Annotated in this window: 15 protein-coding genes; all 15 read right to left on the bottom strand. The window is 59.9% G+C overall.

Going from position 1 to position 12,755, the window contains the following annotated elements; translation table 11 throughout:
• Nucleotides 1-2: 2 nt before the first annotated feature.
• The 15 genes from V6B08_RS07455 to V6B08_RS07385 all read right to left on the bottom strand — a co-directional run bounded on the left by V6B08_RS07455 (nucleotide 3) and on the right by V6B08_RS07385 (nucleotide 12,747).
• The gene (locus V6B08_RS07455) at nucleotides 3-938 is read right to left on the bottom strand and encodes a LysR family transcriptional regulator (protein ID WP_341979218.1); all 936 of its coding nucleotides are present in this window, start codon (nucleotides 936-938) and stop codon (nucleotides 3-5) included.
• Nucleotides 939-971: 33 nt separating this feature from the next.
• Nucleotides 972-2,054 (bottom strand): ABC transporter ATP-binding protein, encoded by a 1,083-nt coding sequence (locus V6B08_RS07450; RefSeq protein ID WP_341979216.1) that lies wholly within the window; start codon nucleotides 2,052-2,054, stop codon nucleotides 972-974.
• A gap of 9 nt (nucleotides 2,055-2,063) precedes the next feature.
• Nucleotides 2,064-2,900 carry a carbohydrate ABC transporter permease gene (locus V6B08_RS07445; protein WP_341979214.1) on the bottom strand — a complete coding sequence of 279 codons (837 nt, stop codon included), beginning with the start codon at nucleotides 2,898-2,900 and terminating at the stop codon, nucleotides 2,064-2,066.
• Nucleotides 2,897-3,790, bottom strand: a complete 894-nt coding sequence (locus tag V6B08_RS07440) for a carbohydrate ABC transporter permease (protein WP_341979212.1) — start codon at nucleotides 3,788-3,790, stop codon at nucleotides 2,897-2,899. The genes V6B08_RS07445 and V6B08_RS07440 overlap by 4 nt, the downstream gene beginning before the upstream one ends.
• Before the next feature lie 28 nt (nucleotides 3,791-3,818).
• Nucleotides 3,819-5,156, bottom strand: coding sequence for an ABC transporter substrate-binding protein (locus tag V6B08_RS07435; protein ID WP_341979210.1), 1,338 nt, complete (start codon nucleotides 5,154-5,156; stop codon nucleotides 3,819-3,821).
• A 106-nt stretch (nucleotides 5,157-5,262) separates the two neighbouring features.
• The gene (locus tag V6B08_RS07430; protein ID WP_341979208.1) at nucleotides 5,263-6,252 is read right to left on the bottom strand and encodes a D-2-hydroxyacid dehydrogenase family protein; all 990 of its coding nucleotides are present in this window, start codon (nucleotides 6,250-6,252) and stop codon (nucleotides 5,263-5,265) included.
• Between the two features lie 198 nt (nucleotides 6,253-6,450).
• Entirely contained in the window at nucleotides 6,451-7,017 is a 567-nt protein-coding gene (locus V6B08_RS07425) for a HupE/UreJ family protein (RefSeq protein ID WP_341981605.1), read from the bottom strand.
• A gap of 47 nt (nucleotides 7,018-7,064) precedes the next feature.
• Nucleotides 7,065-7,712: an isochorismatase family protein gene (locus tag V6B08_RS07420; protein WP_341979206.1), complete on the bottom strand. Its 648-nt coding sequence runs from the start codon at nucleotides 7,710-7,712 to the stop codon at nucleotides 7,065-7,067.
• Between the two features lie 17 nt (nucleotides 7,713-7,729).
• The gene (locus V6B08_RS07415) at nucleotides 7,730-8,605 is read right to left on the bottom strand and encodes an isocitrate lyase/PEP mutase family protein (RefSeq protein ID WP_341979204.1); all 876 of its coding nucleotides are present in this window, start codon (nucleotides 8,603-8,605) and stop codon (nucleotides 7,730-7,732) included.
• A gap of 34 nt (nucleotides 8,606-8,639) precedes the next feature.
• Complete coding sequence (locus V6B08_RS07410; RefSeq protein WP_341979203.1) at nucleotides 8,640-9,329, bottom strand: nitrile hydratase subunit alpha; 690 nt, start codon at nucleotides 9,327-9,329, stop codon at nucleotides 8,640-8,642.
• Entirely contained in the window at nucleotides 9,316-9,612 is a 297-nt protein-coding gene (locus tag V6B08_RS07405; protein WP_341979201.1) for an SH3-like domain-containing protein, read from the bottom strand. The genes V6B08_RS07410 and V6B08_RS07405 overlap by 14 nt, the downstream gene beginning before the upstream one ends.
• A 29-nt stretch (nucleotides 9,613-9,641) precedes the next feature.
• Nucleotides 9,642-9,980 carry a hypothetical protein gene (locus V6B08_RS07400; RefSeq protein WP_341979199.1) on the bottom strand — a complete coding sequence of 113 codons (339 nt, stop codon included), beginning with the start codon at nucleotides 9,978-9,980 and terminating at the stop codon, nucleotides 9,642-9,644.
• 32 nt (nucleotides 9,981-10,012) lie between these two features.
• A complete protein-coding gene (locus V6B08_RS07395) occupies nucleotides 10,013-11,074 on the bottom strand; it encodes an ABC transporter ATP-binding protein (protein WP_341979197.1) in 1,062 nt (353 codons plus the stop codon).
• Nucleotides 11,075-11,081: 7 nt separating this feature from the next.
• The gene (locus tag V6B08_RS07390; protein WP_341979195.1) at nucleotides 11,082-11,879 is read right to left on the bottom strand and encodes an ABC transporter permease; all 798 of its coding nucleotides are present in this window, start codon (nucleotides 11,877-11,879) and stop codon (nucleotides 11,082-11,084) included.
• A complete protein-coding gene (locus tag V6B08_RS07385; RefSeq protein ID WP_341979193.1) occupies nucleotides 11,872-12,747 on the bottom strand; it encodes an ABC transporter permease in 876 nt (291 codons plus the stop codon). Before V6B08_RS07385 ends, V6B08_RS07390 begins: the two co-directional genes overlap by 8 nt.
• Nucleotides 12,748-12,755 lie beyond the last annotated feature (8 nt).

The following is a 12,755-nucleotide window of genomic DNA, read 5'->3' as shown; positions in this document are numbered from 1 at the left end:
CATCAACTGCGGCTGCGCCGCGCAGCGCCAGGTACCGGCTTCGCCGCCTGGCGGCTGACGGTCTTTTCGAGCTTCTGCTTCATATGATCGATCAGCTTCGCCGCTGCCTCTGGCAGTGGGCGTGAACGGCTGGTGGTGACGCCGACCAGCTCGGAAGGCAGGAACTTGCTCAGCGGCACGATACCGAGATTGACGCTATCCTCGGCATCCAGCGCGATCTTGTGGCCGATGCCGATCCCGAGGCCGAGTTCGACATAGCGCTTCACCATATCCATGCTGTCGAGTTCGACCGCGACTTCATAAGCAACGCCATGCTCCTTGAAGGCATCCTCGATCAGCACCCGGGTCTGAGTCATGTAGCCCAGCAGGATCAGCGGATAGCGGGCGATTTCAGCCAGGCTGGTCAGCGGGCGGTTGAGCAATTCATGGTCACGTGGCGTGATCAACACGCGTTCAGAAGCCGCGAGCGGTGCGAAATTAAGCGCTTTCAGGCGATCCGGGCTCGGCGCAATACCGAAATCCGCTGCGCCGGAAGTAACCATCGACACCACATCCTGCTTGGTGCCAAGCTTGATACGGACCGGCTGATGCGGCTCAACCACGCGGAAGGATTGCACCGAGCGCAGCAGTAGTTCGTTCATGAAGCCGTGGGTGCAGGCCACCACCACTGGCGCCAGGGTAGCCTGTTGCCGTTCATTGCGGGCGAAACGCAGCAATCCTTCCACCAGTGGCGTTGCCAGCCGGAACAGCTCTAGGCCGGCTGGCGTCAACTGGGTAGGACGGGTGCCGCGCTCGATCAGGCTCTTGCCCAGTTCGGCTTCCAGGCGATGGATATGTTTGGTCACCGCCGGCTGCCCGATGCCTAGCGACTGCGATGCCTTGGAGAAGCTGCGCAGCCGCGCCACCATGCAAAAGCTCTGCAATTCCTTAAGGTCCACTTCGCTCTCCCTTGCTGCCGGCTGGCCGGCCGGTCATGTGCCTGTGTCGACTCGTTGCCCTGTATCCGGGTCGAATAAGTGCACTTTTTGAGGGTTGAAGTGAAGCTGCATGTACTCCCCTGCGCCAATCCGGAAATCCGGGCGATGGCGCATCACCACACGATGCGGCCCAAGATCCAGGCTGACCAGGGTTTCGTGCCCGATCGGCTCGGTGAGCACCACTTGCGCCGCGATACCAGTGGCGGTTTCCGTAACGTCCTCGGGGCGAACCCCAACCGTCACCGTGCGGCCACACAGGCTATTGAGCTGGGCAGGAAGTATGGCTGCGAGATGTCCGGCTACGATCAACTCCGGACCATTGGCTCCGGGCTGCACGCTGCCGGCAAGGAAGTTCATCATCGGCGTGCCGATGAAGCCGGCCACCTCGCGATTGCAGGGCTTGTTGTAAATCTGCTCAGGGGTATCGAATTGCTGCAATTTACCATCGAACATGATGGCGATGCGATCCGCCATGGTCATGGCTTCAAGCTGATCATGGGTGACGTAAATCATCGTGGTGCGCAAGCGACGATGCAGTTGCACCAGCTCGGTGCGCATATGGCTGCGCAGCTTGGCATCGAGGTTGGAGAGCGGCTCGTCGAGCAGAAACACGGAAGGGCTGCGGATCAGCGCGCGCCCCAGCGCCACGCGCTGCTGCTGGCCGCCCGAAAGCTGGCCTGGACGGCGATCGAGCAGCGCGGTTATCTGCAGCAGCTCGGATACCTCGCGCGACCTCGCCTGGCGCTCTGCCACCGGCACGCGCCGCTTCTTCAAGGGATATTCCAGGTTCTCCCGCACCGTCATATGCGGATAGAGCGCATAATTCTGGAAAACCATGGCAATATTGCGGTCGGCCGGCAATTCGTAGGTCACATCCTTGTCGCCGAACAGGATGTTGCCGGCGGTAGGGGTTTCCAAGCCAGCGATCATGCGCAATGTGGTGCTTTTGCCGCAGCCACTCGGCCCCAGCAAGGCGATGAATTCGCCTTCGCGGATATCGAGCGACAGATCCGTCACGGCCGCCGCCGCAGCCGTGGTGTAGTTCTTGCCGAGATGCTTCAAGGTGACACTGGCCACGCCGCTACCCTAACCTTTGACTGCGCCGGCACCGAAGCCGCGCGTGAGATGTTTTTGCATGAAGGCGAAGCTCAAGATCAGCGGCAGGCTCATCAGCACCGATGCCGCCATCAGCAGGGCCCATTCGATATTGTATGACGAGGTCAGCATCGTGATGACACCCGGCGGCAACGGCTTCTCCGTATCCCGGTTGGTCAGGACCAGGGCATAGAGATATTCATTCCAGGCCAGGATGAAGGTGAAAAGCGCGGTGGAGATGATGCCGGGTAGCGCCTGCGGCAGCACCACGTCGAAGAACGCCCCCATGCGCGACGCGCCATCCACCATGGCGGCCAGCTCGGTTTCCACCGGGATCGCATCGATGAACGAGCGCAGCAGCCAGAGCGCGAAGGGCAGCGCGAAGGTCATATAGGCCAGCACCAGCGAGAACAGGCTGTTGACCAGGCCGAGTTCAGCCATGATCAGGTAAAGCGGCAGGAACAGCACGACCGACGGCATCAGGTAAGTGAGCAGCACCACCTTGGCGATGGCGCCCCGTCCGCGATAGCGGAAGCGCGACAGGCTATAGGCGCCCAGCGATCCCACGATGATCACCATCAGCGTGGTGCCTAGCGCGACGATGGCGCTGTTGCGGAAATAGATCGGAAACGGCGTATCCATCACCAGCCGGCGGAAATGCTCGAAGGTGACCGTGCCGGGCAGCAAAGACGGCGGGCGCTGGAACAATTCGGTTTCAGGACGCAGCGCCGTTGAGACGATCCAGAAAAGCGGAAAGGCAATGGTGAGCACCACGGCCCATACCATGAGATTCCACAACAGGCGGCCAAGCCAGGGATGCTGCCTCATTTATCCTGCTCCCGCCCGTAGAGTCGCAGGTAACCCAGCATGAATACCAGCATAATCAGCATCATGATAACGGCCACAGCCGCACCCTTGCCTAGCTGCTGCAACGGAAAGGCATGCTTGAACACCAGCAATGGCAATGTTTGCGTGCTTATCACCGGGCCGCCTCCGGTCATCATGTAGATCAGATCGAATTCCTTGAAATCCCAGATAGCACGCAACAACACCACGATGACGAGGACTCCGCGCAATTGCGGCAGCGTTATATCGACAAATCGAGCCAGTGGGCCGGCGCCATCAATCTTTGCTGCTTCGTAGAGCTGCTCCGGGATGCTTTGCAGCCGCGCCAGCACAGTCAGCACAACGAAGGGGAAGTATTTCCAGGCGCCGACAATGATGATGCTGATCATCGCGCTTGGCATACCGCCGAGCCAGTCGACCGGGAAATCCACCAGCCCGGAATGCACCAGGGCGGCATTCAGCAGGCCGTAGAGATCGTTGAACAGCCATTTCCAAACCAGAACCGCCACCACCATCGGCAGCAGATAGGGAAACAGAATCAAGCCGCGCGCCAACGAACGGCACCACACATTCTGGTGCAGCATCAGGCCGATAGCGATGCCGGCGACAACCTGCAAGGTAAGCGCGCCGGCGGTCCAAATGAAATTGTTGATCAGCGAACGCCAGAAATCCGGACTGCTAATAATTTCCTCGTAATTGCGCAGCCCGACGTAATGGCCATCCAGGGTGATGGTATTGATCTGGCGGAAACTCATCCAGACGCTATCGACCAGCGGATAGGCGATCAGGCAAAGGAAAACGAGAACGGATGGCGCGATCAACCAGACACCCAGCCGGCTGTCGCGCTGTTCGATGGTTAGGGGACGCGCCATCTTGCTCTCGTTCGGTTTGCCGGCCGGATCAGGCCTTCATGATCTCGGCGATACGATCCTGGCCCCAGGCGGCGGCGGCCTTCGGGGTCTGTTTCTCGACCACGACGCGCTGCAGCACTTCGGCCATGATATTGCTGCCGTAGATATCGCCCATCTTGAAGATGAAGGGATGCTTCGCCGTCGGCTTGATATTAACCCAGCCTTCGGCAGCGATGGCCATCAGAGTGTCGATATCGGCCTTGTGCTGGTTCAGCACCGGGTTGTCATTGTAAGTCGCGGAACGCGCCACCTTGTCCACCACCGGCAGGTTATGCGCAGGCGCGCCATGCAGGAACAGCGTATAGGGTTCTGGCTGGTAGAAGAACTCGGCGAAGATCTTGGCTTCGTCGGTATTCACCTTGGCGCCCTTGTTGATGAAGAAGGCATCATAGCCACAGACCCAGTAACGCTGGCCATCGCGCGGATAGGAATAGAACGCGGCCTTCACCTTGTCCTTGAGGCTGGGATTCTGCGCATGAATGTTTGACAGCGTGCGGCCAGAGTAAACGCCGATGGCGGTGGCACCACTGACGAAAGCATTAAGGGTCTCGCCGAAGCTGTAGTTGTTGGCGCCCGGCGGCGCAAAGGCCCGTGCTTCAGCCATGAATTCCAGCGCGCGATGCGTGCCGGGATTGTCAAACACTACCGACATATCCGGCGCCACGATATCTCCGCCGGCCTGGCGGATGAACATGTCCATCATGCGGTTGGCGAAAGCACCCTTACCATAAGGCAGCGCCGTGCCGTAAACGCCGCGCTTGGTCAGCTTCTTGGCGGCGACCAGATAATCATCCCAGTGCTTGGGCACGTCCAGGCCTTCGGCGGCGAACAGATCGGTGCGCACCCACATCGCCGAGATCACAGTCAGCGCGGCGCCCAGCGAGAACTGGAAGCCGCCTTCATTGTAGACTTCAAGCGAGCGCGGCGTGAAATCGCCCACCGCCTTGGCCACGTCGGCCATGTTCTCCACCAGGCCACGGCCATGCAGCGCGCCAGGAACATAGGTATTCGTGTTGGAGCAGATTTCTGGCGGCTGGCCAGCCGCATGAGCAGCGGTCAGTTTGGGGAAAACATCGTCGTCGGAAACCAGTTCAAGGGCGATCTTGATCTTCGGGTTCTTGGCCTCGAACATCTTGATGATCGTGTCATACACCTTGATCTGCGCCGGCGCCGATTGCGTGGTCCAGATCCGCACGGTGCGCTGGCTCTGGCCGATGGCGAAATTCCAGGGCGCGCCGCCAAGGGTGAAGGCGGCAGCAGCAGCGCCGCCGCCCAGGGTCTTCAGCGCCGCGCGGCGACCAATACGCTTCTTGTCCAGCTTGCTCATCACCAACCCCCGTTGCTGTCTGTTGTTCCGACTAGTCGATGTCCTGTTGATGCAGACGCTACATTCCAAAATGGAAAGTTGTCTACAATAATAATTCCATATTACGTTATTGAGTGCGATCGAGTTGTGCTTCGTGCGTCAACTCGCGGATTGGTGCGCCATCGAGCCAGGCGCGGATATCCTCCACCACCAGCTTGAAGAACAGGCGGTAATTATCCTCGGTGACATAGCCGATATGCGGGGTCAGCAGCGTGTTTGGCAGGTCGCGCAACGGGTGGTCATCCGGCAACGGCTCTTGATCGTAGACGTCCAGCGCGGCACCGGCGATCCGGTTCTGCCGCAACGCTTCGACCAAGGCCTTCTCATCGACGATGAAACCGCGCGAGGTATTCACCAGGATCGCCGTGGGCTTCATCATGGCCAGTTCGGCAGCGCCAATCAGGCCGATAGTGCGTTTGCTCAGATTAGTGTGGATGGTCAGGATATCCGACTGGCGCAGCAATTCGTCCTTGCTGACATACTCGACCCCGAGTTCGGCGCAGCGTTCCGGCGTCAAGTTGTTGCTCCAGGCAATGCGGCGCATGCCGAATGCCTCGGCCACCCGGGCGACCTGACCGCCCAGCTTGCCCAAGCCCAGGATACCGATGGTGCGCCCCTTGAGGTCGACGCCGACGCTGCGCTGCCAGGGACCGCGCTGGCGCAGGTTCGCATCTTCCAGCGGAATCTGCCGCAGCAGGCCAAGGATCAGGCCCCAGGTCAGTTCGCCGGTCGGGTGGTCGAAAGAACCGGTACCGGCTGCGAATACGCCATGGTCGCGAGCCGCCTGGATGTCTACGGACGGATTGCGCCTTCCCGTGGTGACCAGCAGCTTCAACTTCGGCAGGCGGGCGAACAGGCTGCGCGGAAATGCCGTGCGTTCCCGCATCAGCACGACAATCTCGAAATCCTGCAATGCCGCCGCCACGGCGTTTTCATCGCCCAGATGGCGATCGAACACCGTGATGTCGAGTTGAGCCGCCACGCCGCTCCAATCGGCCATCGTGAGTGCAACGGACTGATAGTCGTTGAGGATGGCGCACCGATAGGGCTGGCTCATAAAAATTCCTATATGGAATAACTTAGTTAAACTAATTTCCATATAGGAATTAAATAAGTCAAGCGAAATCTGCCAGCCGCCCAATCAGCTTTGACGGCCAGTTATGGCTTGCTCGCTATTGGCGAGCAGCTATGGCTCTTCACGCGGCAGCAGTATCCGCTGCGGGCACAGACCATATGTATGCAATGAGCTGTCCGCTCAGAGGACGAGCGACAGACCGCCGACAAGCAACAGGGCAACCGCGGCGGCGCGCGAGACCGGGACAGAAGCAGCCATCAAAACAGGCAGGCGCAGCAGCAACACCAGGCCAAGCAGCATTGCCGATTGAATGATCACAAGGCCGGCGAAATAGGCCAGCAGCGGGGTGGGCTCGGCACCGATTATGGTTTCGGCCAGCACATAGCCATGCAGCGCCGCACTGACCAGGATAACCAAGGCTGGCAGCAGCCGCCCCAACTTCCGGATGGCGAGCAGCGACACCGCCATTGCGACCAGGCTGAGCAGGATCAAGGCTTCGGCATGGGGCACCGAGACACCGGATACATGCAGCACAGCGCCCATCGCAAGGCAGGCGGGCAGCAGAACCGCAACAACCAGCGGCAACCCGCTTAGCGCCACGATCAGGCCAAAGCCGATAAACGCAGCGAAATGATCGAGGCCCAGGATGGGATGGCCAAGGCCTGACAGCAGGCCCTCCATCAGGCTGCGCGGCGTCATGCCACCCATGGGATGATGCGCTTGTGCCGCAGAGGTGGCCAATGTCATGGCCATAACCAGAAAAGCTGTCTTGATCCGCATAATGTTCCTCCGGCTCAGCGCTTGATCGCCTGGCATTGCGCCAGATAGTCGCTCGCCTCGGCAATGCCGACGACATCGCCATATTTCGAGTTGATATCGAACAGATTGGCCTGATGGGGCGCCGGATGGCGGTCGCCAACGCATTCCTCAGGCACGATCACACGATAGCCATAGGAGCAACCATCCACCGCCGTGGCCCGCACGCAGCCGCTCGTGGAGCAGCCGGTGAGGATCAGGGTGTCCACCCCCATCCAGGTGAGCATCGGCGCCAGATTGGTGGCAAAGAAAGCACTGGCAAATTGCTTTACGATGATGGTATCTGCCGGCGCTGGCGGCAATTCATCGACAATCTCGGTGAGTGGGTTATCGGCCGTCATGGTTCTGAGCAAAGGAACCTTGGTAGCAAAGGCGGCGCCGTCGCGGCCATCGGGCCGGTAGATAACCTTGGTGTAGATGATCGGAATCCCAGCCCTGCGGGCAGCGGCATAGAGCGCAACCGATGCCTTCACCGCGTCGACCACACCCGGTGCAAACAGCGCCGCCCCCGGCGTGGTATAGGCTTTGACGAAATCGATCGACAGCAGGGCAGGTCGCTTGCCGAAGCCGATCCGGCCATCGAAGGCAACGCGGTAATTCTCCGAAAGATCGGCAGCGATCTCCATGTCTGCTTGCTCCTGGCTTAATTTGATGTAAGGCCGGCGGTGCGGCGCTCAAAATCCCAGACCTTTTCGAAACCCATCAAGCGCGAGAAATCCATGAAATCGTAGAGATCAAGGTCGCGATTGGCGGTGGAGCCATGCGCCTTGATTTCGCTGTAGCTGCGGGTGAGTGCCGCGCCGACCGTGAGGAAGCCAGTGGCGGGAAAAATCGCCAGCGCATAGCCAAGTTCCTGCAGCCGCGCCGCCGGCAGCACCGGGGTACGCCCGCCCTCCACCATGTTGGCAAGCAGCGGCAGGTCGAAGCTGCGGCAGATCCGTTCCATCTCCTCTTCGCTTTCGGGAGATTCAACGAACAATATATCCGCCCCGGCCCTGGCATAGGCTTCAGCGCGGCGCAGAGCCTCATCAAGACCAAGCGTGGTACGCGCATCGGTGCGCGCCACGATCAGAAAGTCACTGCTGCTGCGGGTCTCCACCGCCACCTTGATCTTCGCCACCATGTCTTCGCTCGGGATCACCCGGCGGCCCGGCGTATGGCCACATTTTTTGGGAAATTCCTGATCTTCAAGCTGGATCGCTGCAGCGCCAGCCATCTCATAGCCACGCACCGTATGCTGCACGTTGAGCAGGCCGCCATAGCCGGTATCGCCATCCGCAATCAATCGCGCGCGCGTCCCGCTGGCTATACGGGATACACAGGAAACCATGTCGGTATAGGTGGCCAAGCCAGCATCAGGCAGCCCGAGATAGGAAGCAACCGTGCCATAGCCGGTCATATACAGCACATCAAACCCGAGCGAGTCGGCGATACGCGCGGAAATCATGTCAAAGACGCCGGGAATGCTGAGTAAGGTACCGCGGTTGAGGCTTTCGCGCAGAGTGGGTGTCGCTTGCACAATATGCTCCTGACTAAGATAAGCTGTTACGGTTTCAGGCAACGGGCAGCGGCAAGGCCGTGCCGATCATGGCATCCCGCGTCACCAATGCCGCCAGTGCGTCTTCGCTCAGGCCATCCGTGCCCGGTGGACGCATCGGCAGCACGAGATAGCGGATATCTGCGGTGCTGTCGGAAACCCGCACTTCCACATCGGCAGGCAGTACCGTGCCAAATTCAGTAAGAACCTGGCGTGGCTCGACCACAACGCGGGACCTGTACTCAATCGACTTGTACCAGGCTGGCGGAATCCCCAGCAGCATGCGCGGATAGCAGGAGCAAAGCGTGCAGACCACGACATTGTGCAGGGTCTGGGTATTCTCGAGCACCTTGAGTTCCAGCGGCGTCTGGATGGCCAGGCCAAAGTGATCATTGATGGCTTTGAGCGGCGCGGCGATCAAAGCCGCCTTGAAGGCCGGGTCTACCCAGGCTTTCGCAACAACCTTCGCCCCCAGCGCTGGTGTTCGGCTATCCTGGATATCAATCTGGCGATGGATATCCTCGTTGCTCAAGATGCCTTTTTCATCGAGCAATTCCCGGATCGCCGTTTCCAGCAGCACTTCATAGCGGGTGCTGAAATCATCATCATTGATCGGCGCATGGTCATCATGGTCATGGTCATGGTCATGGTCATGGTCATGGTCATGGTCGTGATGATCATGGTGCGGGTTTTCAGGCCTGGCCATTGCTTTGCTCCTGTATCGGCTCCAGCCAATCCCCATAGAGATCGGCGAATATGCTGTCCGCGGCATTGCCCATGTAATTCGGCCAGATATCGCGATGGCGGAAGCGCACGCGATACAGCAGGCGCATGGGGAGGCCCGGTTTGTGAAATGCCAACAGAGAAGGGTCGCGATAGAAGCCGACCACCTCATCCACCACGCCGGACGCGCCGCGCAAATAGCTGGGCGTGCGGCAATGCACTTCTGGTTTCCGGGTCGACACGCGAACCATCGTGCCAATATTCATTGCCTGGCCTGGCTTTGGTGGCACTGCAGTCATGTGGCGCCCCCTGCCCGGCGAGCCTTGAGCTGCTCAATCCTGGCATCGATCTCGGCAGCCGTAAGGATTGACTGCTCGATCAGGAGATCGCGTACCGCGCGGATCCACTTGTCATAGTAGCCGAACTTCCGGTAGTCGTCCGCGGTATGGCGCTCGATGGCACGGCGCAGCGCATCAACCTTGAAGGCATCCACCTTCGGGCTGGTCAGCAGCATCAACATAGCGTCGATGCGCTTCTCGTGCAGCGTCACGGGATGTTCTTCGAGATGGAGAGCGCCTTCCTTGGGCAATCCCCCGACATCGTTGACCTTTCTATCCACTGTTCCCTCCATCATGCCCCGGTCTGTTTAGCTGCGGCACACAGCCCCTACTCGGCCAGTATTTGCAGGCGTTCAGGCGGGAACCTGAACCGGATCGTGGCGCCCTGGCTGCTCAGGCCGTGGGCGGCAGCCTGGGCGGCAGTGGTGTTGATTTGGATGGCCGAGCCATCAGCCAACCGGCCATGCACTTCAACCAAGCCGCCCTTATAGACACACTCAATCAGATCGGCAGTCATCGTATCGGGGGATGCAGCGCCGGCGACAAGCTGCACATGCTCGGGCCGGATCCCCAGGGTGGCCGTGGTACCCGTATTCGCCAAGGCCTGCGGCCGCGCCAATTGCACGCCATTTGGCAGCACCATGATTCCAGGCGTGGCGAGATTAGCCAGCACAATATTCGAGGTGCCGAGGAAATCCATCACCGCACGCGAACGCGGCGTTTCATAAAGCACCTCTGGCGTGCCTATCTCGCGGATGGCGCCGTTGAACATCACTGCCACGCGATCCGCAAGCGAAAGCGCTTCCTCCTGATCATGGGTAACAATGATCGTTGTGATGCCGCTGCGCCGCTGCAGTTGCTTGAGTTCGACCTGCATCTGATCGCGCAGCTTGCGGTCAAGCGCGCCCAGCGGTTCATCCAGCAGCAGGATATCGGGCTTGATCACCAGGGCCCGCGCCAAGGCAACACGCTGGCGTTGGCCGCCGGAAAGATTGGCCGGAAAACGGGCAGCCACGTGCTCCAGCTGCACCATGGCCAATGCATCATTTACCCGGGTGGATATCTCGGCCTTGGGCAATCCGCGCATGCGCAAGCCATAGCCGACATTCTCGGCAATCGTCATATGCGGGAACAATGCGTAATCCTGAAACACCAGTCCGACATTGCGCTTGTTTGGCGGCGTATCGGCGACATTCCGGCCGGCAACGCGCACCTGCCCCTGCTGCGCCTTGGTGAAGCCGGCGATTACCCGCAGCGTTGTGGTTTTTCCACAGCCGGAAGGGCCAAGCAGTGCCAGGCATTCCCCCTTAGCGACATTCAGGTCAACGCCCTTGAGGATCTCGTGATTACCGATCCATACCCGTACAGCTTCCAGTTCAAGCCCTGCCATTGGCACCTCACGGTATGGTGTGCGAAATGATCCGATAGCGCCATTCGGCCAGCGCAATCACCAGGCTGATCACCACGATATACAGAGTGGAGAATGCAGCAGGTGTCGGATCAAGATTCTGCGTGATGTAGTTGAATATTTCGATCGGCATTGTGGTGATGCCGCCCCGCACCAGAAATACGCTGATCGGGTAGTTGTCGAAACTGATCAGCGATGCGAACAGGAAGCCGCTGACCAGACCGGGCTTCATCTGCGGCAAGGTGATGGTGCGAAATACCGTCCAGCGACCGCCGCCCAGTGACTCGGCGGCTTCTTCAAGGGCCGGATTGGTGAGCGCCAGCGAGGCCAGCAAGGTGCGGATCGGATACGCCACCACCAGCACGATATGTCCGATCATCAGGCTGTACCAAGTGAAGGCGGTGCCAATGGAGATGAAGAACTGCACCAGCGCGATGCCGATAGCCACCATCGGCATGGTCACCGGCGACAGCAGAAAAGCCGTGATCGCCGCCCGCCCCGGCAGTGGCGAGCGGGAAAGTGCCAGGCTGGCGCCTACAGCCAGGATGCAGGCGCAAATCCCACTGGCGATGGCGATGCCGGCGCTGATCAGCGTTGCATCCACAATGCGGTGAATCTTTCCAATATTGCCATACCAATGCAGCGAAAAGGCCTTCGGCGGGAATTCAATGAAGAAAGAGGCATTGAACGATACGACCACGGTGAGCAGAACCGGGAAGACCAGAAACGCCAGGGACAGCCAGGCAATAACGCTGTTGACGCTGTGGAATATGCTGCGGTCAGACATCGGCCCGGAACACCTTGCGCAGCAGGAATGCATAAATCGCGACAATCGCGAACGTGATCACCGTCAGCACCACGATGATGGCCGAGCCCCAGGCGAAATTGAGCTGCACCAGCAATTGCTCTGCGGCCACCTGGGAGATCATGGCAGTGCGCGGCGATCCCAGCATCAAGGGCGTGACGAAGGCGCTCATGCTGACGGCGAAGGTCAGCATAGTGCCGCCGAAAACCCCCGGCAGGCTGAGCGGCAGCACAACATGCAGGAAAGTGCGCCATTCACTGCCGCCGAGCGAGAGTGATGCCTCCCGCAACGACGGCGGCAGGCGCAGCAAAGTGCCGTAGATCGGCAGTATCATGAAGGGCATGGCGTAATGCACAAGGCCAAGCGTGATCGCCAGTTCGGAATACATCAGCCGTATCGGCGCATCGATCAGGCCCAGGGCTATGAGCAGGCTGTTCACCGCGCCGCCATCCGCCAGCACCACCACCCAGCCGTAATTCCGGATAATCAGGCTGGATGCCAGGGATACGAAGGTGACAAGCAGGATGGCCGTGCGCAGTCGCCGCCCCACCCCGAGCAGAAGCATGGCCACCGGGTAGGACAGCAGCAGCGTAATCAACACTGTATTCAAGGCGATGCCGAAAGTCCGGTTCAAGGCGCGCAGGACGCGGGCGCTTTCCAGAGTCTTGACATACTGGAACAGCGTCGGCCCCTGCCCGGTCTTGGCATCACCGCTCCAGTAGGAAAAGCTTTCGCCGATCATGTTGGCGAAGGGCATGATGTAAAAGACCAGCAGGAAGGCCAGCAGGGGCGCGAGCAACAGCAGACCTCGGCTGACACGCCGCCAATCGGTGGCGTCGAACCTGGTCATTGGCGTAG

It is taken from the genome of Ferrovibrio sp. MS7 (assembly GCF_038404985.1).
Lineage (GTDB): Bacteria > Pseudomonadota > Alphaproteobacteria > Ferrovibrionales > Ferrovibrionaceae > Ferrovibrio > Ferrovibrio plantarum.
Note: the sequence above shows the minus strand (reverse complement) of the source record. Positions and strands in the feature narration are given on the sequence as shown.

Excerpts from the sequence above, each read along its gene's own strand:
- V6B08_RS07445 (WP_341979214.1), bottom strand. The coding sequence starts at position 2,900 with ATGAGGCAGCATCCCTGGCTTGGCCGCCTGTTGTGGAATCTCATGGTA.
- V6B08_RS07440 (WP_341979212.1), bottom strand. The coding sequence starts at position 3,790 with ATGGCGCGTCCCCTAACCATCGAACAGCGCGACAGCCGGCTGGGTGTC.
- V6B08_RS07435 (WP_341979210.1), bottom strand. The coding sequence starts at position 5,156 with ATGAGCAAGCTGGACAAGAAGCGTATTGGTCGCCGCGCGGCGCTGAAG.
- V6B08_RS07430 (WP_341979208.1), bottom strand. The coding sequence starts at position 6,252 with ATGAGCCAGCCCTATCGGTGCGCCATCCTCAACGACTATCAGTCCGTT.
- V6B08_RS07425 (WP_341981605.1), bottom strand. The coding sequence starts at position 7,017 with ATGACATTGGCCACCTCTGCGGCACAAGCGCATCATCCCATGGGTGGC.
- V6B08_RS07420 (WP_341979206.1), bottom strand. The coding sequence starts at position 7,712 with ATGGAGATCGCTGCCGATCTTTCGGAGAATTACCGCGTTGCCTTCGAT.
- V6B08_RS07410 (WP_341979203.1), bottom strand. The coding sequence starts at position 9,329 with ATGGCCAGGCCTGAAAACCCGCACCATGATCATCACGACCATGACCAT.
- V6B08_RS07405 (WP_341979201.1), bottom strand. The coding sequence starts at position 9,612 with ATGAATATTGGCACGATGGTTCGCGTGTCGACCCGGAAACCAGAAGTG.
- V6B08_RS07400 (WP_341979199.1), bottom strand. The coding sequence starts at position 9,980 with ATGATGGAGGGAACAGTGGATAGAAAGGTCAACGATGTCGGGGGATTG.
- V6B08_RS07395 (WP_341979197.1), bottom strand. The coding sequence starts at position 11,074 with ATGGCAGGGCTTGAACTGGAAGCTGTACGGGTATGGATCGGTAATCAC.
- V6B08_RS07390 (WP_341979195.1), bottom strand. The coding sequence starts at position 11,879 with ATGTCTGACCGCAGCATATTCCACAGCGTCAACAGCGTTATTGCCTGG.
- V6B08_RS07385 (WP_341979193.1), bottom strand. The coding sequence starts at position 12,747 with ATGACCAGGTTCGACGCCACCGATTGGCGGCGTGTCAGCCGAGGTCTG.